At 36.5% G+C, this 23,810-nt stretch carries 21 protein-coding genes; 7 read left to right on the forward strand and 14 right to left on the reverse strand.

All coding sequences use genetic code 11. The features are described 5' to 3' along the window. Nucleotides 1-150: 150 nt before the first annotated feature. The 4 genes from BK585_RS11965 to wrbA all read right to left on the reverse strand — a co-directional run bounded on the left by BK585_RS11965 (nucleotide 151) and on the right by wrbA (nucleotide 6,787). On the reverse strand, nucleotides 151-4,368 hold the full coding sequence (locus BK585_RS11965) for a tetratricopeptide repeat protein (protein ID WP_078553670.1): 4,218 nt from the start codon (nucleotides 4,366-4,368) through the stop codon (nucleotides 151-153). A gap of 167 nt (nucleotides 4,369-4,535) precedes the next feature. Then, nucleotides 4,536-5,150 carry an alpha/beta hydrolase gene (locus BK585_RS11970; RefSeq protein ID WP_078553671.1) on the reverse strand — a complete coding sequence of 205 codons (615 nt, stop codon included), beginning with the start codon at nucleotides 5,148-5,150 and terminating at the stop codon, nucleotides 4,536-4,538. An 18-nt stretch (nucleotides 5,151-5,168) separates the two neighbouring features. Then, the gene (locus BK585_RS11975; protein ID WP_078553672.1) at nucleotides 5,169-6,149 is read right to left on the reverse strand and encodes a ring-cleaving dioxygenase; all 981 of its coding nucleotides are present in this window, start codon (nucleotides 6,147-6,149) and stop codon (nucleotides 5,169-5,171) included. 26 nt (nucleotides 6,150-6,175) lie between these two features. Further along, nucleotides 6,176-6,787, reverse strand: coding sequence for an NAD(P)H:quinone oxidoreductase (gene wrbA, locus BK585_RS11980; RefSeq protein ID WP_078556780.1), 612 nt, complete (start codon nucleotides 6,785-6,787; stop codon nucleotides 6,176-6,178). A gap of 351 nt (nucleotides 6,788-7,138) precedes the next feature. On the opposite strand from wrbA, the gene BK585_RS24430 reads away from it, so the two are divergent. The 7 genes from BK585_RS24430 to BK585_RS12015 all read left to right on the forward strand — a co-directional run bounded on the left by BK585_RS24430 (nucleotide 7,139) and on the right by BK585_RS12015 (nucleotide 13,435). Then, a complete protein-coding gene (locus BK585_RS24430) occupies nucleotides 7,139-7,426 on the forward strand; it encodes a hypothetical protein (RefSeq protein ID WP_245805822.1) in 288 nt (95 codons plus the stop codon). Nucleotides 7,427-7,444: 18 nt separating this feature from the next. Next, nucleotides 7,445-8,470 (forward strand): aromatic acid exporter family protein, encoded by a 1,026-nt coding sequence (locus BK585_RS11990; RefSeq protein WP_078553673.1) that lies wholly within the window; start codon nucleotides 7,445-7,447, stop codon nucleotides 8,468-8,470. 146 nt (nucleotides 8,471-8,616) lie between these two features. Beyond that, nucleotides 8,617-9,033, forward strand: coding sequence for a hypothetical protein (locus tag BK585_RS11995; RefSeq protein WP_078553674.1), 417 nt, complete (start codon nucleotides 8,617-8,619; stop codon nucleotides 9,031-9,033). Between the two features lie 14 nt (nucleotides 9,034-9,047). Beyond that, nucleotides 9,048-9,755: a response regulator transcription factor gene (locus BK585_RS12000; protein WP_078553675.1), complete on the forward strand. Its 708-nt coding sequence runs from the start codon at nucleotides 9,048-9,050 to the stop codon at nucleotides 9,753-9,755. An 8-nt stretch (nucleotides 9,756-9,763) separates the two neighbouring features. Continuing rightward, the gene (locus tag BK585_RS12005; RefSeq protein WP_170885564.1) at nucleotides 9,764-11,203 is read left to right on the forward strand and encodes a sensor histidine kinase; all 1,440 of its coding nucleotides are present in this window, start codon (nucleotides 9,764-9,766) and stop codon (nucleotides 11,201-11,203) included. Between the two features lie 109 nt (nucleotides 11,204-11,312). Beyond that, nucleotides 11,313-12,305, forward strand: coding sequence for a phosphatase PAP2 family protein (locus tag BK585_RS12010; RefSeq protein WP_170885565.1), 993 nt, complete (start codon nucleotides 11,313-11,315; stop codon nucleotides 12,303-12,305). Nucleotides 12,306-12,337: 32 nt separating this feature from the next. Then, on the forward strand, nucleotides 12,338-13,435 hold the full coding sequence (locus tag BK585_RS12015; protein WP_170885566.1) for an acyltransferase family protein: 1,098 nt from the start codon (nucleotides 12,338-12,340) through the stop codon (nucleotides 13,433-13,435). A 171-nt stretch (nucleotides 13,436-13,606) separates the two neighbouring features. Here the strand turns inward: BK585_RS12015 and BK585_RS12025 are convergent, their stop codons facing one another. From BK585_RS12025 to BK585_RS12070, 10 genes are all read right to left on the reverse strand, one after another. Then, nucleotides 13,607-14,680 carry a serine hydrolase domain-containing protein gene (locus BK585_RS12025; protein WP_245805823.1) on the reverse strand — a complete coding sequence of 358 codons (1,074 nt, stop codon included), beginning with the start codon at nucleotides 14,678-14,680 and terminating at the stop codon, nucleotides 13,607-13,609. Nucleotides 14,681-14,723: 43 nt separating this feature from the next. Further along, complete coding sequence (locus tag BK585_RS12030; protein WP_078553680.1) at nucleotides 14,724-15,083, reverse strand: YidH family protein; 360 nt, start codon at nucleotides 15,081-15,083, stop codon at nucleotides 14,724-14,726. Nucleotides 15,084-15,271: 188 nt separating this feature from the next. Continuing rightward, nucleotides 15,272-16,099, reverse strand: a complete 828-nt coding sequence (locus tag BK585_RS12035) for a pirin family protein (RefSeq protein WP_139367663.1) — start codon at nucleotides 16,097-16,099, stop codon at nucleotides 15,272-15,274. A gap of 67 nt (nucleotides 16,100-16,166) precedes the next feature. Then, entirely contained in the window at nucleotides 16,167-16,706 is a 540-nt protein-coding gene (locus BK585_RS12040) for a CBO0543 family protein (protein WP_245805824.1), read from the reverse strand. Nucleotides 16,707-16,889: 183 nt separating this feature from the next. After that, nucleotides 16,890-17,081 (reverse strand): alpha/beta-type small acid-soluble spore protein, encoded by a 192-nt coding sequence (locus tag BK585_RS12045; RefSeq protein WP_078553681.1) that lies wholly within the window; start codon nucleotides 17,079-17,081, stop codon nucleotides 16,890-16,892. Nucleotides 17,082-17,133: 52 nt separating this feature from the next. After that, on the reverse strand, nucleotides 17,134-17,325 hold the full coding sequence (locus BK585_RS12050; RefSeq protein WP_078553682.1) for an alpha/beta-type small acid-soluble spore protein: 192 nt from the start codon (nucleotides 17,323-17,325) through the stop codon (nucleotides 17,134-17,136). Between the two features lie 197 nt (nucleotides 17,326-17,522). After that, the gene (locus BK585_RS12055; protein WP_078553682.1) at nucleotides 17,523-17,714 is read right to left on the reverse strand and encodes an alpha/beta-type small acid-soluble spore protein; all 192 of its coding nucleotides are present in this window, start codon (nucleotides 17,712-17,714) and stop codon (nucleotides 17,523-17,525) included. 86 nt (nucleotides 17,715-17,800) lie between these two features. Continuing rightward, a complete protein-coding gene (gene pepF, locus BK585_RS12060) occupies nucleotides 17,801-19,588 on the reverse strand; it encodes an oligoendopeptidase F (protein ID WP_078553683.1) in 1,788 nt (595 codons plus the stop codon). A 446-nt stretch (nucleotides 19,589-20,034) separates the two neighbouring features. Beyond that, complete coding sequence (locus BK585_RS12065; RefSeq protein WP_078553684.1) at nucleotides 20,035-21,282, reverse strand: cellulase family glycosylhydrolase; 1,248 nt, start codon at nucleotides 21,280-21,282, stop codon at nucleotides 20,035-20,037. Between the two features lie 714 nt (nucleotides 21,283-21,996). Further along, nucleotides 21,997-23,448, reverse strand: coding sequence for a cellulase family glycosylhydrolase (locus BK585_RS12070; RefSeq protein WP_078553685.1), 1,452 nt, complete (start codon nucleotides 23,446-23,448; stop codon nucleotides 21,997-21,999). Between the last annotated feature and the right edge of the window lie 362 nt (nucleotides 23,449-23,810).

Raw genomic sequence — 23,810 nt, forward strand, 5'->3', positions numbered from 1 at the left:
TTAAATTAAACGACTTAAGACCCATTTCTCTTCCTGTTATTACTAATAAAGCATATGAAAAAGCAACACGAGTACTCTATTTCATATCACAAGAAAAAAACACGGAAAGGGACCAACCGACCTTATCCGTGCCACATGTGGATTCTGCTTTTATTTAAGTAATTGTTTTACTTCTTGGGCTGTGCGTTCGTCTTGCTTAATGTTATTTAAATCCGGGTCTGTCTGAGCAAGTTGTTTGAAGTAAGGGGAGTCTGGATCATTTTCAATAACATACTCCAATGTGCGCAATGATTCATCAACATCTTGAAGAACTGCTAAATAGCAAGCCTTATTATAATATCCGAGTAAAAACTCACTATCAGTTTCAATAGAAGTATTAATCGTTTGTAACGCTTCTTTTGTCTTCCCCTGTCTATGCTCAAGGATACTAAGTTGATTGTAGAGAAAGGCATTGGATGGATCGAGCGTAATGGCTTGCTTGATTACATTTTCTCCTTGTTGATATTGCCCCGAATACTCACAGAAACGACTGTACTCATAATAAGCATCAATATAGTCTGGATTTTCATTTATAATGGTCTGAAATAATCGTTCAGATTCTTTCAAACGATTATATTGATAATAGAATGTTGCCAATTGTATTTGTAACTGAATTTCATTTGGGTCTTCTTCAACGCACCGTGAAATAACCGATTCCACCAGTTTCAAGTCAATGTTTCGTTCGGCATTGCTTGTTCCATTTAAAATATGGTCGATGTAATAGCGCGCCACTTCTGAATCCCAATTTCGCTCTAAGAATCTTTCTAACACCTCTCTTGCTTCTTCAAATTCTTCATATCCTTTATGATATTCGGATAACCAAATGACGGCCTGACTATTGTTTTGTTCAATGGCTTTATTGTATAACTCAATAAGCAAAGCTTCCATTTTGAGTATACCCTTCATATGAAGCAACCTGCGGAATGTACCATAACTCTCCATTCGCTCACTCAAGATTTGCTCGACCTCATACGCCATGTACATGTATAGATTACTATGAAAATTCTCACCCTGCTCTAGGTACTTTAGGATGTCCTTTATGGCATACATAGAAGTTATTTTCATTGTAGATCGAAGTAAAATAGAGTACATATGACGATGCTCAACATCTTTTTCGATTTGTGTGATTGCTATGCTCTGGGCTTCTTTAAAACGATTTAATGTAAGATAAATGTCAGCTAGATGATCCAAAAGCGGCACAGCCTCAGGATCTAGATCAAGCCCTTGCTTTATAAACGATTCTGCTAGTTTTATATTTCCTTCGGCTTTTGCAATATAGGCTAAAGCGTCTAGACGCCATGGTTCTAGAAGATTTCCTTCATTTCTTTCAAAATAATCGCGGACATCTGCTAGCTTCCCAACGGCATGACTTATCTCTATGAAATGAGGCAATGTCACTTCAAGTGGCGCATGTTCTAATGCTAAAAACAGGTATTGCTGTTCATTTACACTATCTTCCAAACGATTATAAATCTCAGCAAGCCGGAAATAACAACTCGCAACGGTAGCATCTTGTGCAAGACACAATGCATAGAAGGAAATCGCTTCTTCATATTGTTCTTGAGTAAAAGCCACTTCTCCTAATCGATAATACGGAAAATAATGCTCCTCTATTTCTAACGCTTGCTCATATAAATGGATTGCTTGATCTAGCTGTTCGGCTCTCTCAAATAAGCATCCAATATAGCAAAGTAGGTCGACACTATTAGGATACTTAGCTTTTTGACTGTCTAAGAATAAACGTGCTCTTTCGTTATGTTCTGTATACTCGAGAAGCTGAACATACAGATCCCAGGCTCCTTCCACATTGCTTTTAGTATAGGAAATACCAGCTTCAAGCCACTCTAATGCCAATGCTGCTTCTGTCTCATGTTGACTATGATTTACTAGCCACTCCCCTGCATGAATTAAAAACGTACTATCTGTTTGAAATGAAGGGTAATGATTCTCCAATAAGGCTATCGCTTTTTCATGTTCATTATTCTGACCGTAGATACCAATAAGAGATAAAAGTGGGTATGGATTTTCTGGTTGACAACTAAATGCCCGCAAGTAATGTTGTTCAGCTTCTTCTAGCTTGCCACTGTTTTCATAAATTTCAGCTAAGGTCATCAATAACGAGAAATCTTCTCCTACCTGTTCTAACCCTTGTGATAACTCTTGGATAGCGGCTTCTTCATTATTATTTTCATGAACGTAAATCATCGCCAAATCACGATACGGAAGTGGGACATCCGGCATTAGCTCCCTCGCTACCTTATACCCTCGAATGGCATGTGAGAATCGACTAAGAGCTTGGTCACAATAGGCACGCTCATACCAGGCTTGTGCATATTGCTTATATTCTTTCAAAATAGTATGGTAAAGCGCTCTTGCTTCCTCATATCTTTTTTCTTCAATTAGAAGTAATCCAACATTCATTCGGTTCCAGTAATCCTTGTCATTGATATCCGTAGAAATATCTGCATACGTAAACGCTTTTTGCGTCTCCCCTGAAAAATAGCTACTTAATGAGAGATAAGACCATGTATCATAATGGTCAGGTTCAACATTTAAAGCTTTTCTAAAATGGGGTGTTGCTTCTTCATACCGTTCTTGCTCATAGGCAATTCGACCAAGTAAGTAATGATACAGATGTGTTTCTTTTTGTTTCACGCTAGCTAATAATTGTGTAGCCCGCTCATATTCTTTCACTTTGACATATGTGTGGGCACAAATAAGATGAATATAATCAGAATCTGGTAGCTTTTCTTGGAGATCTGAAATCGTGGTGTGTAAGTTATCCCTATCCCCATCAAAAAAGAGCTTCATTAAATAAATCGAAACAAAAAAATAGTCCCTATGTTGTGTAAAAAATTGATAATCGCTTTCTTTTGTTGAATCATCAAAGTTTTCGAGTCTATTAGCTAATTTATAAACTCTAGTGACTATCTCATGCTCAATCGAAGAGAGCAGAGAAGGCATTTCACTAGAATTTGAAACGATTGCCATCGACAAACATTGATTTTTTCCATAATACTTCATAAAATCTTCATACCCAATCACTATTGTTTCAGGTGAGTTAGGATCAATGATATAAAATGCCTGTAAGTTATCATCATAGCCTTTTAGTAATTGCACGTGCGATGAATTAGGATAATCGACACTAATCATCACTGAGACATTCTTTTGAGTTAACTCCTTATATCGGTCAATGTTGCCAAAGAAAAATTGACAAGTCATTCCTACCGCTTGTAAATAGTCCACAGCCTTAAGCAATTGTGTTCCATTGACCTCAAAAATATGGTCTGATATTTCATCTTGATCTATTGAGATTCCGTTTCGTTGTAATATCATCGATAACGTAGCAGGAACACAATAATTATATTTTTGTACCACATTAACTGTTGGTACGATCGTAAGATGATTAGGATTGTATGTTGTACATGTTTGATAAACAGACCCTTTAAATGTCGCGGTATTCTTATCTACAATGTTACGAAAGGCTTCAAAATCACCTTGAGCATAATACGCTTGTGCTCTGGTATATTGTAAAAAGGGAGCAAAGGTATGATGAGGAGATAATTTATCCAGTTCATCACTTGTTTGTAAAAACTCATCCCACCGTTCAAGCTGCCTTAACCGCTTCATTCGTTCAATATATAGAGGTAAGAAAAATGGTACTTTCTCTATTCCTGTTGATACATACTGTAATGCTTTTTCAATGTCTCCTTGCGATAGCATGATTACATGAAGCATCATATAACAGTATTGTGGTTGCTTATCTTCCTTCGAGCCACGTTCCAATACTTCCACTGCTTTTTCCCATTGTCCCGAATGGAAATAAAAATACCCCCAATGGTCAAGGATAGGTTCTTGTGAGATTTCCTCATGTTTTTGTAAAAACGATTCAGCTTCACGAAAACGTTTCATTTCAATAAGAAGAGGAACTAATATGCTATAAATTCTTTTCAGCATTTTATGGTCTAATGAATCTTTGGATTCAAGGATTTCAAATAACTTTTCTTCAGCCTCGAGAACTTTTCCACGCTCACTCCACTCATCACACAGTAAAATTTGAATGAGCGTGGTATTCATGTGCTTTGCTAAATAGCGAATGATAAAGTTTCCATAAGAATGCAAAAGAGCCCCATCTAATGCTCGCAGGAGAGGAAGTACATCCTCTTCTTGAATCATAGATAAAACGTGCTTAATATATGAGTAAGATTTTTTTGCCTTTATTTCTGAAATCATTTGGTTTACAAGAGGAATGGCTAAATCATAGCGACCGTCTTCCATCGCTTTTTTAATGTCTTCTTTCTGAGTAGTAATTTCTATATTTATACTCAATAGAGATCCTCCTTACAATCTTTGTAACTCTAGAAATTCGACAAGATTTTTAGATTCCCTTCCTCGTCTATGTAATAATTAATTTCCAATTTAGTTAGAATTGAACATGAAAAAGGCATTGAAAAAAGATACATTTACCTTCTTCAATACCCTTATTTTGATATGGTTTATTGTTTATTGAAATTTGAAGTATACCATACTTTTGCTTGTTCCACTTCTTCACTTCTAAGTTCATGGCCTCCTTCATGCCAGTGCTCAGTTACTTTGGCATGGGCATGCTCCAAGTTAGCAACTAACTCTTTTGTCTCCTCTTGTGGAATGAGCGGGTCTCGTTTACCTGCTCCAATAAAAACAGGCGTACCATGTAAATGAGGTAAATCAATTCCGCGTAAAGGCACCATCGCGTGAAATAAAATAGCCCCCGCTAAAGATTTCTCATAATGATACATTATACTCGCAGCAATGTTTGCTCCGTTGGAATAACCAATTGCTACAACATTGTCACGATTAAACTGATAGTTCTGTGCACATTCACCTATAAAATCATTTAGTTCCTTTGTTCTAAAAATCAAATCTTCTTCGTCAAAGATACCTTCTTGCAAACGACGGAAAAACCGAGGCATTCCGTTTTCTAATACATTTCCTTTCACACCAAGCATTGATGCATTAGGGGCTATCGCTTGCGCTAATGGGATAAGATCTTGTTCATTTCCACCAGTCCCATGAAGTAAAAGCAGAGTTGGACCACTCTTCTCTTTTCCTTCTATATATACGTGTTTCATTTTCAGTTCCTCCTTCCTTTATTCCTTTGTTTCCAATGGCTTCAAGCGAGCTTCAATATTGGCACGTTGGTCTTCAAAATAAGGTGGCAAGGATAAAGCTTCACCCAAGTTTTCAAATGATTCATCTCCTTCAAATCCTGGACCATCCGTAGCAAGTTCAAAAAGTATCCCATTTGGTTCACGGAAATACAACGAACGGAAATAATATCTCTCAACAAATCCAGAATTCGGAATGCGTAACTCTTGTAAATAATCTACCCATTTACGCATTTCAGCCTCATCTTCAACCCGAAAAGCAACATGGTGAACACTTCCTCTTCCTTGACGTTCTCTAGGAAGGTCTGAGCGTTCTTCTACATGAATCTCAGCACCGGTACCCCCTTCACCTACCTCAAGAACAATAATATCTTTTTGTCCTGAAACTGGAGAAGGATATGTGCGATTTTCTCTAAAGCCCATAATATCTTTCAGTACTTTGATTGTATATTCTGCTTGTGGAACAGTTAATTTAACTGGTCCTAATCCATAAATGCTATGTTGAGTAGGTACTGGACTTTGATCCCAAGGCTTCCCTGGAGCAACCCCTTGATTATTCTGATCAGACACCAAAACCAAACGTTGTCCTTCAAAGTCACGAAAAGCTAATGTCGCTCTTCCGCTCTCATTCGTAATGTCATCATGTTCTACTTGTAACTCCTCAAACCTGCTCTTCCAGTATGATAGCGCCTCATCATTAGGTACTCGTAATGATGTAGCAGATATACTACTTGTGCCATGATAGGTTTGACCAGCATGAGGAAATTCAAAAAACGTTAAATCCGTACCAGGATTTCCTCTTTCATCGGCATAAAACAGGTGATAAACGGATGTATCATCTTGATTTACAGTTTTCTTTACTAGTCGTAATCCGAGAATTTTTGTGTAAAACTCATAATTTTTTTTCGCATCTGTCGTAATGGCAGAAACATGATGTATTCCTTTTAAAGGCTTTAGACTCATAGTTGTTTCTCCTCTCAGTAAGTTCCTTATTCATTCCCTTTTTTTATCAATTCCGCAATTTGTACTGTTCGCTTTGCTTGATATTTAACAGCATCTTCGACATCCTCTTTCATGTTGCCTTCTTGGTCTACCGTTACACTAGTTCCATAAGGATTTCCGCCGGCCGCAAACGTGACAGGGTCAGAATAGCCAGGTGCAGCTACAATCGCTCCCCAGTGATACATTGTTGTATAAATTCCAAGAATGGTTGCCTCTTGACCACCATGTAAATTAGATGCTGAAGACATAGCACTTACGACCTTATTAACTAACTTCCCATTAAACCATAAACCACCAGTCGTATCTAAAAACTGTTTCATTTGAGCTGGCATGCTACCAAATCGTGTTGGTGCACTAAAGATAATGGCGTCTGCCCATTCTAAATCATTTAAGGTAACCTCTGGAACATCTTTTGTTGCTTCCACGTGAGCTTTCCAACCTGGGTTTGATTCAATGGCTGATGCTGGTGCCAATTCAGGAACTTTTACTACTTTTACATTGGCGCCTGCTGCCTCTGCTCCTTCTTTAGCCCACTCAGCCATTTTATAGTTTGTTCCTGTAGAGCTATAGTAAATTACAGCTAAATTAATGTTTCCCATTTTAATCGTCTCCTTTTTAGTTCCAATATGAAATAATTTTTTTAATATACTCACCTGTACAACCCCTCGCAGCCTTACTAGTTTTTCTTTACCTTCTTAAAAGGATTCACTTTTCGAGAATATATTTCAAAACCTTACCAGCACCTCCTAAATAATTATCTTTAATTTAAGATTTATCAGCAAAAAAATATATTATCTTGAATTTAAGATAATTATATTCGTTTTTAAGTAGAAATGTCAACCACTTAGTTGAACTTGTTTTTTCTTTCCCCTTCATATTGTAAAACTAAACATTACATTTCCTTTATTCTGTATTATAATAATAGTACATTTTCAAAAGAGGTGATTAACATGGCGAAGTCAAAAGCCAAGAAAGTTCGGGAAAAACGAAGCCGAGAAGGAAAGCGTAATCCAGAGTTAAGTAGAAGTCCATTTGCCTTTACTGACATGAGAACGAGAAAAACAAAAACCAAAAAAGATATTTTATATTGCAAAAAGAGAAAAGACCAATCTTTCCAAAACGGAGATGATTGGTCTTATTTATTTTTTCTTCTCAAGCACAAAAAAACTGTTATTGAATGTCACACATTGTTGGTCACATTTACGTTTAGCTCATATAATTACTGTATTAAATCTTAAAAAAGTCGGGTGAACAGGATGAAAGCGTCTAAGCTTAAGTTTGCAGGAGCGAGAGTGATTAAAACAGGAATCGCTGTGTTCATTACAGCATTTTTATGTTTACTATTAGAACTCCCAGCTGTCTATGCCGTCATAACTGCCATAGTATCTATTGAACCCACGGCATCTGATTCCATTCGAAAAGGATTAATTAGATTTCCCGCTTCAGGAATAGGCGCTGCTTTGGCTGTCCTGTTTGTCGCTTTCTTTGGAGAAACTCCATTTACGTATGCCAGCGCTGCAGTTTTAACGATTTTACTATGTCATTCTTTAAAATTATATGATGGCTATTTAGTTGCTGTATTAACCGCAGTTGCGATGATACCAACTATACATGATAATTATTTTTTAACTTTTTTATCGAGACTGGGAACGACTTCGATTGGATTAATTGTTGCAACACTCATCAATACTTTTGTGTTGCCACCAAAATTTACACCGATGATTCAGTCACAAGTGAAACAATATTATCATTTAACTGCTAAAGCACTTGAAGAATGGGTAACGAAGATTAAGGAACATCAACTCTCTTCATCCCCATCAACATCTTACATCCAATTACAAAAAGTGATGAATAAAACAAACCAACTCACACAATTTCAATTGCAGGAATGGAAATTTCATAAGGGAAAAATAAACGAAATTAGAAGCTTTCACCGAATTCAAGATATAATTCTATTATTCCAACGCATCAACTTACACCTTGGTAACTTACAGTACCTTAAAGAAAGGATTAATTTCTCAGCAGAAGAAATCCGATTTATCTCAAAACTTATTCAATCAATAACAACTATTCTGCTACATCCTAAAGGTGAAATCCCTTCCACCCATTATCAACTGATTGATGAGCTAGACACTAGATTTAAATATGTCAACTCACATTATGTAGTCAATAAAAAATACCACCATCATTTTTCCCCAAAGACCGTAATATATTATGAACTACTATCACTTCATGACACATTAGAAGAGCTTGAATGGTTACATAAAAAACAACACAAATAACTAAGTTACATTAAAATCATCTCAAAATAGGTAACTCTTTTGCGCGCTATTCGCTTTAGATAATCGGCTATTTCCCATTAATCCCCCATCTTTTGCATTAGATATGTTACTATAATTAGATAATGAAAATGATGGAGTGATATTGTTTGAGGCGTTTTTTATATTTACTTATTTGTTCGTTGTTCTTATTTGCTGCATGCCAACAAGACCTTGAACCAAAAACAAAAGACAAAAGTATACTTATAAATTCTATTTCAAAAGCGGCTAGTAATTTAGAAGGATTGGATAATGTTCACGTTGCCTCTGGCACGTTATCTCGAACTAAGCCTTTGATTACGCTTGAGCTTATTTATAAAGAACCACGTTCAATTGAACACATTGAACTTCTTACTGAACATTTCTATATGTCACTAGAAAAAATATTGATAAATGAAAACATAGAGTTAGAGCTTTGGAAGGAGTATGACCTTGAGATCATCGTAAGGACGATAAATGATGGTTTTGTAAAAACTGGAATTCAGGAAAAAGGAAATACGGTTATAGAATGGGATGTGGAGGAATAACAAAGGAGGTCTATATGAATAACCTTACTGTACTCGTTGCAGATGATGATCCATACGTCTGTGAAATCATTCGTCTTTTTTTTACAGATAATAATTATACGGTGATTGAAGCAAATAATGGTCGTGATGCTCTTTCACTCTTTGAATCTGAAAACCCTGATATTGTTTTGTTAGATATTATGATGCCAGACATCGATGGATATGAAGTGTGTAAAGAAATCCGTAAAAAGACGGATACACCAATAATTATGTTATCCGCAAAAGATGAAGAGTTTGATAGAATATTAGGGTTAGAAATTGGGGCTGATGATTATGTTACGAAGCCCTTTAGTCCTAGAGAAATCATTGCTCGAATTAAGGCTATATTTCGAAGGACTTCTGCGAGACCTTTAGGTGATGAACGTTCTGTTGAAGAAGAAATTTATACTTTTTCTTCTTTTTCAATAGCGGTTCTGCAACGAAAAGTTGACGTCCAAGGAACATCATTAACGTTACGCCCTAAAGAGTTTGACTTGCTTTTGTATTTGGTGCGACATCCCAACGCCGTCTTAACAAGAGAGCAATTGCTCGAGCATGTTTGGGGTTTTGATTTTGTTGGTGATATTCGTACCGTAGATGTACATATCAAACGAATTCGAACTGAGTTTGCAAAGCACCACATTGATTGTATACATACGGTATGGGGTGTTGGTTATCAGTTTCAAGAAAAGGAAAAGGAGTGAATGCTCCTATGAAATGGTTTAACCAAAGTTTGTTTCGAAGATTACTATTTAGTTTTTTAATTGTTTTTTTATTAGGTTTTAGTTTAATTGGCATCGTGATAGCCCACTCGACTGCTGATTATATTACAAGTCAAAAGCGAATGGAAATGCTTACCTATGCGCGAAACGTAAATGGTGCGATACTTCATGAGACGGATGTAAATGCAAATGTGAAAAATACAATTGAACACCTCGCTTCATTCTCAGAAACAACAATCTGGTTGATTAATGATACAGGTGAAATTGTCGCCACATCGTCAGAGCAAGATTTATTTTTAGGTGAATTTATTAATGATGAACTGATGGAACAAATTCTCAATGGAGGCACTAGCTTTCAAGTCATGAATATTGAGGATGAAGAAAGACCAATGTTATCGGTTGCTGTACCTTGGGGAACAACCGAGCAAATCCATGGGGCCATCATCATGCACTCACCTGTCTCAGGAATAAAATCGACAGTACGAAACATTAGAGAAATTATACTGTGGGCATCGATAAGCGGCTTATTGATAGTTGGTTTACTCGTATCCTACTTATCATGGTCCATCTCTAAACCCTTACGAAAAATAGAAGAAGCAGCGAATGAAATCGCATTAGGGAATTATAAAAAAAGAGTATACCACAGCGTTCCGGATGAAATTGGAGAGCTTGTTAACTCCTTTAATCGAATGGCAGCAAAGCTGTATGACATCGAAAAAGAACGAGGCACTCTAGAAAATCGGCGCAAAGATTTTATAGCAAATATTTCACATGAACTTCGGACTCCCTTAACTGCAATGAAAGGCTTTTTAGAAGCGTTGCAGGATGGCCTAGTTAAGGATAAGGAGTCTCAACAACGTTATTATGAAATCATGTATCGAGAAACTGAATATCTCCAGTATTTAGTCGATGACTTAATGGACCTTATTAAACTTGAAGAAAAACAGGTAACTCTTGATTTATACTTTGTTCAAATCGATGACGTTATTAAAAAAGTAGCCGTTCAATTGGAACCTTCATTCGAGGAAAAAGGAAATACATTCACATTAGTAGCACCTGAGTACATCCCCACAATTACCGGGGATTCGTTACGTCTCGAACAAATCTTTAAAAACTTAATTCATAATGCTAATAAATTTACAGAGGATGGGCAAGTTATCGCAAACATAGAACAACAAGATGATGACATTGTAGTCCAAATAATTGATACCGGCAAAGGCATTCCCTCTTATGATTTAAACCGAATTTGGGAACGTTTCTTTAAGGTTGACAGAATTCGCACAAAAAAAGGCAGAGGAACTGGCTTGGGGTTAGCAATCGTGAAAGAACTTGTTGAACTTCACCATGGAACGATTACGGTAGAGAGCGAAATTGGAAAAGGGACAACTTTTTCGATCCGATTCCCAACCAACAGACAAGATAATCTATGATTTTGTTACACGTTTTTAATATGATTTAATAATTTGATCATATTTCACTAAAAAATTGCTCATATTTATTAGATACAATGACATCATCCTACAGTAAATGGGTGATATTATGTCTACGAATCTTGGAATGTTGGAGCAAAATCAAACTAGTAAAATTAAGTTATATTCGTTTATCATTCTTCTCCCTTTAATCGCGATTATCCCTAATGGTTGGGGTTGGGAAAGACTACAATTCTTTTTAGTGCTACTATTACCAATTGTGTTATGTGCGCATTATTTTCAGCTTGAAAAAGAAACCTTGAAAAAGTCGTTTATCTTTCTAGGGATCTTCATTATTGCCAATTTATCAACATTTGGCCTTCATGTGTGGCAGCTGGTTTGGGAAATTTCAAACCCCAATGGACTATTTGGATTTAAGATTCCGATCGACCCACTGCTTTACTCGATTCCTTTTAATGATGGAACATGGTTATGGCAGCTTTCAACTCCACTGCTCCTAGATCAATTTTTTGTTTGGATTTATGTGCACGGGTTTGTGTTTTGCTTGCTAGCACTCGCTGTTTATTATTTACTGACTGGACAGCCGAATAAGATACTTCTAGCGATGTTTGCAGGCCATTTTCTTCAATACTTGCTTATCCTCCCTTTTCACTTTTGGGTAGATGGACACCAAGTATGGTGGATTTATAATCAATGGTTTGGTACCACATTCACTGATCCGTTATTAGGCCATCGAACGATAACAGAGCCAATTATTCCAAGTCTTAATCATGTCTTTCCAAGCATGCATACATCTATAGCATTTGTCACTATTTTGCTAGCGCTTAGAGAAAAAGCAAAGCCGATACGATATTTCTTTGTTCCATTAAATATACTAATTATCATTTCTACGGTTTACTTAGGGATTCATTGGGTCATTGACCTTGCCGGTGGGATGATATTTGGATACGTTGTACTTAAACTTTCGGATAAAATAATGGCTACACAATGGAAAGAAAAATGGACTGCACTCAAAGAGAAAAAACCAGTTTATCATATGCCGCTTACAAAACCAGAAGTGAAACATCAAGAGAGTCATCTATTTTGGCGTGATGACAAATGACAAAAACGGGTCTTTTAAAGGAAATTTACTTGTTGCGGAGCGTCGCATGCTTATGCATTGTGTTTTTACATGCAGTTGCTCTTGGATTAGAATCCGTTACAACGCTATCGGTAGTTAGAATAGTATTTGATTCCGTTAATATCTTATTGTACTTTGGGACACCGTTGTTTATCTTTATCTCTGTGTTTATTCTCGCTTATTCATATCGGAATCGAAACATACCTGAGGCATTTTTGCAAAAACGGATTACCTATATTTTTATCCCATTTTTAGCAATGGCTTTCTTCTATTCCATTCCCCATGCCTCTTCACTAGAAGCTTGGGGAGTAAAATTACTAATGAATGCAGTGGTTGGTGATTTTCATGGGTACTTCGTTTTAATTATTTTTCAATTTTATATCCTTCACTTGCTACTGCATACATTCTTGAAAAGAACGAATCCATATGTTGTAATTAGTGTTTCTCTTATCATAAATGGGTTGTATTTGAGCATCTTTCATTTCACAACACCACCCGATTCTCCATATGCCACATACATCTGGGAACGATTTTATTGGGTCCCTTTCTTTGGATGGTTGTTTTATTATAGCCTCGGCTTTTACTGTGGCTATCATTATAAAAGCTTTAGAGCGTTTCTTCATCGGATAAAATACGTGATTATTGTCGCTCCTATTGTTTCAAGTTTTCTATTGTTATCCTTTTATCACTTTGAAGTCATTACTGTTCATAGCTCTAAAAGGATCGACCTCTTATTTCACACAACAGCCGTTGGTTTTTTCCTTTTTTATATTGCAACACGAGTAAAAAAAATACCTCCTTTGCTCATCATCGTTAGTCAATATTCGTTTGGTATTTATTTGTTGCACATGTTTTATATACACTTAGTTGGAACCATTCTCTCATTCGTTTCGATACAGGTCGGTATTCTTTATATCCCATTTTTGTTTCTTTTTAGTCTAATAAGTTCCGTTATCACAGTCCATTATCTCTCTAAATTGAAATATGGAGTGTATATTGTAGGAAAGATTGGAGCTAGATATCAAGTTGATAAAATCGGCTCAATAAAACCAAAAGAAAAACAAAAAAACAAAATAAAAAGAGCATTTTCCATACAATACAAAGGGAGATAAAAAAGTTTGGTTTCTAACTTTTTTATCTCCCTTCGCAAAGTGCGAACTGTAGCATCTTTTAAGCCTACTATGAATGGGGTTGGCATAGTAGGCTGGCAACATGGTGAGCCATTGCCACCCTATAAAGTTTGGTTTCTAACTTTTTTATCTCCCTTCGCAATGGGACTGTTGTTATTTATGTTCTAGTTTTGCGTCTAATATAAACTGGATTAGTGTTAACCTTTCTGTTTGTGAGACACCCCGAATGGGTAATCGAAATCTTCCTTTATCTGAGTCAACTCGATGTACAATGACTAGCTTCTCACTAGGAATCACATCGATAGACTGACCAAACCTTCCGACAGCTGAATACATGCCTAACTCCCTAAAAGGACCATCAGTTGCGACCCACCACATGTACCCATAATCATAAGTTTGATTTTCTGGTACACGTATTTGAACCGATGTACTTTCCTTAATCCACTGTTGAGGGATAATTTGCTTACCATTCCAACTCCCGTTTTGTAAGAATAATTGTCCAAAGCGTGCCATATCTCGTGCTGACATCCGAAACAAGTAAGCTGGATGTATCGATTTATTTTCTACGTTTCGATAACTTGTATCTGTTAAAGAAAAATCCTCCATTTCTAATGGGGATGCGATTTTCTCATAAAACTCCTGAAATAAATCTTTATTCGTTTGTTTATTAAATATCGTTCCCAGCACATTAAAATCCCAGTTATTGTAATAAAAGAAACCTCCTGGCGGATGACTCTCACGTTGTGGCCGATTTTGAATCATGTTCCTTGTTTCTTCGGCAGAAGGAATATAAACTCCTGAACTTGACGTCATTAGGTCACGAATAGATGCTTGTTTTTCTTGAATCGTCAATTCAGGTATGTCACTAATGGCAAGTTGATGAAGAGTATCGTTCAAATGTATATGATGGATACCATAAAGAGAACTTAAAAAGCTCTTTCTGACAGAATGAGCATTTGTATTTTTTGTAACATTGCCCCAACTTAACAGGACTTTCCCATCATATACAACAAATAACGCGGTTGAGTTTAGTGAGTTGAAATAGTCCTTTGCAACCTCTATTTTTTCTTCTGACCAATTCACACCTTCAAGGCTTTTGTGGTATTTCCATGTTGACTCCTGAGTAAATGGAAGAACGGTCGCCACTTGTTCACGTTGTTTAATAATGAGTGTCAAAACAATCATCAACATTACGATTGCTAGCATAATCTTTTTGTTTACTATCACAAAACCATCCTTTTTGTCATAGATTCCTTATACTACTCTCACTTTAGACATAAAAAATGTAGACTAAACAAAAGATAAAGGCCATAATCATAACACTAGACATAAGAATAATGAGCAAATTAGAAGAATAAAACGTTTGTTCATTTATTGTTTTTCGATTTCGATAATATTGAATCGTTGAGATAACAATCGTTGCTACTCCTACACAAAAAGTAAAAGTACAAAAAACAATGGCTATCGTGTCACTTAATACTTCTGTCATCGTTGTATTAAAGTGAAGACTTGCTACTAAAAAACCAATACCGATTAATGCAATACTTGTCCGTATCCATGCTAAATATGTTCGCTCATTGGCCAGATGTTGTTGAATGTATTTAGATTCGACCGTTGTTCCCTTTTCCATCAGTTTCCCCCAAGAAGAATGGCAAAGTCTCATTGAAATCTGATACTCGAAACCCTGCCTTCGATTTGTAACCATTTTTGAAAAACATATATATTTATATATAGATTACTCCTAAAAAAAACTACTCAAAACTAGAGTAGGACATAAAACGATCATAACAAAGGTATATATTTCATTTCAAGTAAATGCTACTCGGCAAATTTCCCATCACGAAAGTCTTGGTAGGCTTGTTTAATTTCTTCTTCTGTATTCATTACGAATGGCCCTCTCGCCACAACAGGCTCGTTGAGAGGCAATCCAACGTACACAAGCAACTTAAGTTCTTCTTTGGAAGTCATTTTAATTGTACTCTTGTCACCTTGGGCACGTTCTAACCACAAAACCTCCCCTTGTGTTCCAACAGTATTGTCCTTTCCGAAAGATCCGCTTCCTTCAAGGATATATATAAATCCGTTATATTCACTTGGTAATGCCTCAACTATTGTTTTATTCTCTTCAAAGCTACATTCAAGCATTGTAATCGGCACATAATTTTTAGTAGCCGCAGTAACTTCACCTGACTGACCTGAGATGACACGAATAGTTACTCCATCCTCTTGTCGAGTAGGAATATCATTCGTCTTAAGATTTTGGTATCTTGGCTCAACCATCTTGTTATCTCTCGGTAAATTCACCCAAAGCTGAAGAGAGTGAACGACCACTCCTTCTGCTGGTTCTTCTGCATGTAATACTCCCTTTCCAGCTGTCATCCATTGTGTTTCCCCTGCTATGATTTCCCCACTGCCCGCTTTGTTATCATAATGCTCGAGCTTTCCATCGATCACGTATGTAACCGTTTCAATTCCTCGGTGTGGATGGAGACCAAATGTTCCTCGCTCAAACCAATCTTCTGCTAGTAATAAAAATGGGTCATATTCGCTCCAATGACCTGGCTCAAGTAATAAAGCAGATGAATGACTTGAACTATTCTTTTTTTTGTGTGGCTTCCACTTTCTTTGTATCCCTCGTTCATACATTGCAATATCCCCTTTCATAGTAGCCATAGCGTACTGCGATTCTTTACTTTAAAGCAACTAATTTGCTCTAAGGTATATCAGGATTACGGTATTCTATTGGGATATGGACAGGAACTTCAAAGTACCACAATACTAGTACCGCAACAATGGCGGATAGGAAATAGACAAGTAGCGGACGACGATGATGTAAAGCTAATAATGGAAACATAATGACCAAAAATGCGACCGACCAGCCTAACGTCCAGCCATATTGATATTCAATCTTACCGAATAAAGTAAATACCCACTCCCACACCCCATAAATCGTAATCCATTTGAAGTGGTGTAAAATGATTCTTGGTCTTTCAGTTGGATAATTGCCTAAAAACAAAATGATAGTACCCGGAAAAACCACGAAAGTATACACCATTTCAGCGATCGTGTGATTCACTAAAATTTCAGCATTAAAACGCCAGAGAAAGTAGTTTGCAGTCAAAAAATTATATGCTAAATTTCCTAACGAATAAAATAAAATTGTTGTATGGTATTTTTGCCAGTTCCTCCAATCGCCCCATTTCCAAACAGCAAATATGACAAAAAGAGCGGTAGCGAGATGCATATGAATCATCCATTCTTCCTTTTTTCTTATTTTTGCTTATTGCTTTCTTTTTATCCTCTAATACGTAGAATGTTTCCTAAGACCTACATATTAGTTTGAATGTTTTTATATGATAACTTGAATACTCTATATTCATTACAACCAAAAAAGCAACGCACAGAAACCTGTGCGTTGCCAGCCATTTTTATGAAATTATCGTAATTGTTGCTGAGCTTGTTGTACTAGGCGTTTTGTGATTTCTCCACCTACAGAACCATTTGAACGAGAAGTTGCATCTGCACCAAGTTGTACACCGAATTCTTGCGCGATTTCAACCTTCATTTGATCTAGTGCAGCCTCTGCACCTTGTACTAGAAGTTGATTACTGCTATTGCTTCGTGCCATCTTGAAATCATCCTCTCTTCGTTTTTAGTTTGCTCATCTTACTTACTTGGTATTAACGTAATTGTTGTTGAGCTTGTTGTACTAGGCGTTTTGTGATTTCTCCACCTACAGAACCATTTGAGCGAGATGTTGCATCTGGACCAAGTTGTACACCGAATTCTTGCGCGATTTCATACTTCATTTGGTCTAGTGCAGCCTCTGCACCTTGTACTAGAAGTTGATTACTGCTATTGCTTCGTGCCATCTTGTATCACCTCTCTTTTTTAGGTTATGAATAGTATGCATGGTATAAATGATTCTATTCATATAAATCAAAGGAATCTTTTTCCATCACTATATAATTATTAACTCTCAAAATACGAGCCACATTTCTCTTCTAAAATGAATACCTTAACCATAGAAAAAAGCGCACAAAATTGTGCGCTTTTTAGCCATTACATATTAACGTAATTGTTGTTGAGCTTGTTGTACTAGGCGTTTTGTGATTTCTCCACCTACAGAACCGTTCGAGCGAGATGTTGCATCTGGACCAAGTTGTACACCGAATTCTTGTGCGATCTCATACTTCATTTGGTCTAGTGCAGCTTCTGCACCTTGTACTAGAAGTTGATTACTGCTGTTGCTTCGTGCCATCTTGTATCACCTCTCTTTAAGAATGTAAAAATAGTATGTTTCATCTCCTAGTTTCTATTCTTATAAATAAGAGGAAGTTTATCCCATTATAATGTAGAAAACTCTTCAACTAGCCCGCCAAACACGTTTAGAGCATTTTTGATAGGTTCCGGTTTTGTTAAGTCGACACCTGTTTTCTTTAATAGTTCTAAAGGATAATCTGAACTTCCACTTTTTAAAAAGGTTAAATACTGTTCTAATGTTTGTGGCTCCCCTTGTAGTAATCGATCAGCTATATCAATGGCTGCCGCATAACCTGTAGCGTATTTATACACATAGAAAGGTCGGTAAAAATGTGGTATACGCGTCCATCCAAATTTCACTTCGTAATCAAAAACAACTTCATTGCCATTAAACTCCCTAAACAATGACTCATATATATCATTAAAGACATCCGCATTTAACGGCTCACCTTTTTCCGCCTTCTCATGAGTAATTTTCTCAAATTCTGCAAACATCACTTGAGTAAACAACGTACCTTTAAAGCTATCAATGAAATGATTTAGTAAATGTTTTTTCTTTTCTTTATCTTCTGTGTTTGCTAACAAATATCGAATTAATAATACCTCATTGACCGTTGAGGCTACCTCTGCAACAAAGATTGAATAACCTGCTGTAATTTGAGGTTGATGAGAACTACTGAAATAAGAATGCATGCCGTGTCCGCACTCATGCGTTAACGTAAATAAACTGTCTAAGTCATCCCGATGATTTAATAAAATAAAGGGATGAACACCATAAACACCAATATTGTAAGCACCCGATCGCTTTCCAGGAGTTTCTCTTACATCTAAATACCGTTTTTCTTTAAAACTTTGTAAAGTGGAACAATACTCATCTCCGAGTGGTTGTAAACTTTTTATCATCGTTTCAAATGCTTCGTCATAAGGAATGTCTTGTTTAACCCCTTTTACCAATGGGACACTTAAATCATAAGCTCTTAGTTCTTCAATCCCCAATTTTTCTTTGCGAAGTTTCATATATTGGTGCATAGGAGCAATATTGTCTTTTGTGGCTTTAATTAAATTATCGTAAACTTCGGTAGGAACCATATCAGCAAACAATGCTTTCTCTAGCGAAGAATGATAATTTCGCATCGTTGAAAGCTTCACATTATTTTTTATAGCTGACGATAACGTAGTAGCAATTGTATTTTTTAATTGAACGTACGGCTTATAATAAGCTTTATAAGCTTCTCTTCGCTTCTCACGATTTTCATCTTCTATTAACTTTGCATACATTCCTCGTGTTAACTCGACTTTTTCACCCTTGTCGTTTGTAACCTCACCAAAGATAATGTCCGCATTGTTAATCATTCCAAACGTAGAACTAGGGGCAGAAAGTGCCTCTCCTAATTCTGATAATATTTCTTCTTTTTCCTTTGAGAGAACGTGTTTCTTAAATCGATAGGATTCATAAAGGTCTTCTTCAAAATACGTTAGACCTTTTACTTCTGTAATATATTGTTTTAGGGTATTCTCATCAAGGCTAAGTAAAAATGGCATGAAAAACGATGTTGCAGAACTCACTTTGACACTTAATTGTTTTACTTTATCTAATAGTGCTTGTGATGAAGTAACACGAGTATCAATATCAACCTGAAGCATCGCAAACACATAAACTTTTTTAAAGGTATAAGAAAGTTGTTCTTGTTTTACTAAAAAGTCATATAAGCTTTGCGCATCCAAAATTCGCCCATCAAATCCTTTTAACTCAATGGCCTTCTTTTCAATTAACTTATAATCACTTTCCCATTCCTCAAGTGAAGGATATAAATCCGCTAAATCCCATTTTTCATGAACAGGCACTTCTTCTCTTGTCGAATATGTAGCCATAGTTCTAACACTCCTCACATCATAGTCACTAGTTATTATTACCATAACAGAACAAAAACAATTAAGAAAGAAAAACAGCCCCTAATAAAGGGCTGTTTAAATATTGTTATTCAATTAACTTCAGTAGATGCTTCCAATAACTTTTTAAATTACAGACTATTACCATTAAAAGAAATAAAAAACTAATCATTCCATTACTGTACGTTTCAAGATATATTCATCCCCTGAACTTTTATCATATTTTGTATATTTTAGCCTTAGTATTTTTTTACTACACTGAAACGATATACAAAAAATATTAACTTTTAACTGACATGGCCACTGCATCTCTGCGACCTGAATTTAGTATTTTTGCATTTTGAGATATAAAAAAGTGGGACAAAGAGGATTTTTTCCTTTTGTCCCACACTTCTAATATTTTCCTGTTTATTCATTTCAACTACTTTTTAATTACTCACACGCTCCCATGGACCGTATATATCTCCTGGTTCTTGGTTTTGCGTCCACCATTTCGCTGTCCATAATTGACTTGCATACGAAACCGTTTCTCCACCAGTATATACTTGATTCGGATTCCATGCCGGGTAGTTACCTGGTTCGCTTGGTTCTGGGTTAGAAGGTTCTGGATCACTTGGTTCCGGTTCAATAGGTTCTGGGTCTGGTTTTGATGGTGGAGTAGGCTCACTTGGCTGTGACGGTGGAGCAGACTCTCTTAATTTCTCTCTTACAAAGGCACCAGATGGAGATAAATCAGATGTTGACCAACCACCTGTTGGACTAGCTCCAGGTCTAAGTGCACCTGATGATTCATCTTTATCCGTGAGTGACCAATTAGCCCAGCTTAATTGCCTGTCATCCATCCAATCAATCCATTGCTGAGCTTCGCTAAGGAATACACCACCATCACCTGTCGCTGCACTTGTTCCCCACTCACTTACAAAAATTGGAGCACCTTGACTTAAAGCATAATCTGCTCTATCTCTCAAAGATTGTCCATGAGTACCCGCATAAAAATGTAGAGAATACATTACATTTGGGTCAGCTAATTGATTGTTAGCTGCATCATGAACATCTTGACTCCACGTTCCTGTACCAACAATAATAATATTGTTCGGGTCATTTGCGCGAATTACAGGAATGACTTCTTCTGCATACGGCTTGATGTGATTATCCCAATTCACATTTCCATTTGGTTCATTTGCAATCTCATAAATCACATTCGGGTACTCTCCGTAAAGAGCTGACATTTCTGCAAAGAATTCTTTTGCTTCTTCTTTATAGATATTTGGGTCATTATCAGAAAGGATGTGCCAATCGATAATAACATAGATACCAAGGTCAATCGCAGCCTCCACGGCTTCTTTTACTTTTTCCTTGACTGATGGGTTCTCAATATATCCTCCAGATGACGTATACATTGCAGCTCGGAATACTGTAATTCCCCAATCATCGCGTAACCATTTTATTGAATCATAATTTACAAAGTTTCCATACCATTGTAAACCATGAGAACTCATTCCTTTTATTTGTACTGGTTCCCCATTTTCATTTACGAGTTGGCTCCCGCTAATACTTAATTGTCCATTTTGACCTACAAATGATTGATCTGCAGATACTGGATTCACAGTAAACATTAAAGCTAAAGTTAAAGCAACCACCATTAAAATTGATGTTATTTTTTTTGTTCTCCTCATCTTTTCCTCCCTTAATATGTTTTCACACACTAAAACGATTTCGTTTTAATTATGTTTTTCATCAGGAACTCAAGTAAGTAAGCGTTATCATCTCCTTTGTTAAAGTTTCGAAAACGTTTTCGTTATTCATTCTATATATTCAACTTCTTTCGATCAAGGTGAAAAAATACCCTACACTTTAGTCAAAGTGTTTTAAACAGTAGGTAAAAGGGTGTATTCTAATTTATTTTTTCTATATTTTTACTAATCCTTACTACTTATTTAATATAAAAAAACACCTTCACAACCGAGTATATTAGTCATTCTTCACCAAACCTTCATTTTAAAACTAAGGGTTAAAACTACTATTAATATCAGGTATTTCATGAAACAAATAATGATACGATACAATGAGCGGTTTATGTCTAACTTTGTCTAGCGAAAATACAAAATAGACAGATATGACTATATCAAAATATCTAGTTTAAATTTCATTTTTCCAATTTGCACGTCATCAATTATTCACATTCATAGTTCTAACGTAAATAACATTGAGAAAGACTATATTATTCCCTAATTATTCAAAAGTTTCGGTCCTATAGTTCCAATAATTCATACAAAAATGATTAAAAAATATTTTAAATTTCACTAAAAAAATATCTTTATCTTTTTTGGTAAAAAATAAGACAGACTCGTAAGGTGATTTTCACCCATTGAATCTGCCTTAAATCACTTTTAGTTAACTAGCTCCCATGGACCATATTGATCACCAGGTGTTTGATTTTGCGTCCACCATTTTGCTCTCCATAACTGGCCACTATACGAAACAATTTCTCCACCCGTATATATTTGACTTGCACTCCAGGCTGGATATGTTCCAGGATCACTTGGTGGTTCTGGTTCCGGCTCCGATGGAGGCTCTGGTTCGCTCGGTGGTTCTGGTTCACTTGGCGGCTCTGGCTCGCTCGGTGGAGGTGAAGACCCTAGTGGTTCCCAAGGTCCCCATTGTTCTCCAGGTGCTTGACCTTGTGTCCACCATTTTGCTCTCCATAATTGGCCACTGTATGAAACAATTTCCCCTCCGGTATACACTTGACTTGAACTCCAAGCTGGGTATGTTTCAGGATCACTTGGTGGCTCTGGCTCACTCGGTGGTTCTGGTTCACTCGGTGGTTCTGGTTCACTCGGTGGTGGTGATGAACTACGAATTGCTTCTCTTACAAATGCACCAGATGGTGATAGTTCAGCTGCGCTCCAGTTTCCTCTTGGGTTAGCTCCTGGCATTAAGGCAGCAGAAGACTCTGCCTTATGAGTTAATGACCAATTCGCCCAACTTAGGTTACGCTCATCCATCCAATCAAGCCAAACTTGAGCTTCATTTAAGAAAACTCCACCATCACCTGTAGCAGCACTTGTTCCCCACTCACTAACAAAAATGGCTGCACCTTGGCTTAATGCATAATCAACTCGGTCACGCAACATTTGACCATGTGTCCCTGCATAGAAATGGAAAGCATACATTACATTAGGATCAGCTAAAGGATTATTAGCAGCATCGTGAACATCTTGACTCCATGTTCCTGTACCGACGATGATAATATTATTTGGATCATTCGCACGAATTACTGGAATTACTTCTTCAGCATACGGCTTAATATGGTTGTTCCAATTTACATTACCATTTGGTTCATTTGCAATCTCATAAATAATATTTGGGTAGTGTCCATATCTTGCGGAAATGTCCGCAAAGAATTCTTTCGCTTCTTCTTTGTAAATGTTTGGATCGCCATCAGATAAAATATGCCAATCGATGATGACATATATGCCTAAATCAATGGCTACTTCAATCGATTCGATTACTTTATCTTTAACTGAACGATCTTGAATATATCCACCCGAAGATGTATACATTGCAGCTCGGAATACAGTAATTCCCCAGTCATCTCGCAACCATTTGATAGAATCATAGTTAACAAACTGTGGATACCACTGTAAGCCGTGAGAACTCATCCCTTTTAATTGAACAGGTTCTCCATTTTGATTAACTAGTTGACTTCCACTTATACTTAACTGACCATTTTGTCCAACTACTGAATTATCCGCAGATACCGGGTTCCCAGTAATAAGTAAAGCTAACGTAAGTATAAGCGCCATACAAATTGAAATTATCTTTTTTCTATTTTTCATCTTTTCCTCCTTTAAATTGTTCTAGCTAATCCCAAAACGAAAACGATTTAGTTATGTGCAGCCTCTTTCTCTTAGAACATAAGTAAGCGTTATCATCTCCTTCTCTACTAGTTTCGGAACGTTCGTTACTATAATATAAAATGCTATAATATTCTTCAATGTGAGAATATACCCTCAATAAAGTCAAGGACGCTAGCGAACATAAGTAAAATTACATGATTTTTACTCTCATTCTATTATTTTACTAATTCGTATGACTTAATTACTTTATCTAACTAGCCAAATTTTTCGATACTTTGGTATTAAAACAAAATGGGGTAAATCCAAATATTACGCTTGATTTACGAATATTTATTAGTAAA

Origin of the sequence: Bacillus alkalicellulosilyticus, assembly GCF_002019795.1 — a bacterium.
Classification (GTDB): Bacteria; Bacillota; Bacilli; order Bacillales; family Bacillaceae_F; genus Bacillus_AO; species Bacillus_AO alkalicellulosilyticum.

Coding starts and splice junctions, on each gene's coding strand:
- BK585_RS11970 (WP_078553671.1), bottom strand. CDS start 5,150: ATGAAACACGTATATATAGAAGGAAAAGAGAAGAGTGGTCCAACTCTG.
- BK585_RS11975 (WP_078553672.1), bottom strand. CDS start 6,149: ATGAGTCTAAAGCCTTTAAAAGGAATACATCATGTTTCTGCCATTACG.
- wrbA (WP_078556780.1), bottom strand. CDS start 6,787: ATGGGAAACATTAATTTAGCTGTAATTTACTATAGCTCTACAGGAACA.
- BK585_RS24430 (WP_245805822.1), top strand. CDS start 7,139: ATGGCGAAGTCAAAAGCCAAGAAAGTTCGGGAAAAACGAAGCCGAGAA.
- BK585_RS11990 (WP_078553673.1), top strand. CDS start 7,445: ATGAAAGCGTCTAAGCTTAAGTTTGCAGGAGCGAGAGTGATTAAAACA.
- BK585_RS12000 (WP_078553675.1), top strand. CDS start 9,048: ATGAATAACCTTACTGTACTCGTTGCAGATGATGATCCATACGTCTGT.
- BK585_RS12005 (WP_170885564.1), top strand. CDS start 9,764: ATGAAATGGTTTAACCAAAGTTTGTTTCGAAGATTACTATTTAGTTTT.
- BK585_RS12010 (WP_170885565.1), top strand. CDS start 11,313: ATGTCTACGAATCTTGGAATGTTGGAGCAAAATCAAACTAGTAAAATT.
- BK585_RS12030 (WP_078553680.1), bottom strand. CDS start 15,083: ATGGAAAAGGGAACAACGGTCGAATCTAAATACATTCAACAACATCTG.
- BK585_RS12035 (WP_139367663.1), bottom strand. CDS start 16,099: ATGTATGAACGAGGGATACAAAGAAAGTGGAAGCCACACAAAAAAAAG.
- BK585_RS12040 (WP_245805824.1), bottom strand. CDS start 16,706: ATGATTCATATGCATCTCGCTACCGCTCTTTTTGTCATATTTGCTGTT.
- BK585_RS12045 (WP_078553681.1), bottom strand. CDS start 17,081: ATGGCACGAAGCAATAGCAGTAATCAACTTCTAGTACAAGGTGCAGAG.
- BK585_RS12050 (WP_078553682.1), bottom strand. CDS start 17,325: ATGGCACGAAGCAATAGCAGTAATCAACTTCTAGTACAAGGTGCAGAG.
- BK585_RS12055 (WP_078553682.1), bottom strand. CDS start 17,714: ATGGCACGAAGCAACAGCAGTAATCAACTTCTAGTACAAGGTGCAGAA.
- pepF (WP_078553683.1), bottom strand. CDS start 19,588: ATGGCTACATATTCGACAAGAGAAGAAGTGCCTGTTCATGAAAAATGG.
- BK585_RS12065 (WP_078553684.1), bottom strand. CDS start 21,282: ATGAGGAGAACAAAAAAAATAACATCAATTTTAATGGTGGTTGCTTTA.
- BK585_RS12070 (WP_078553685.1), bottom strand. CDS start 23,448: ATGAAAAATAGAAAAAAGATAATTTCAATTTGTATGGCGCTTATACTT.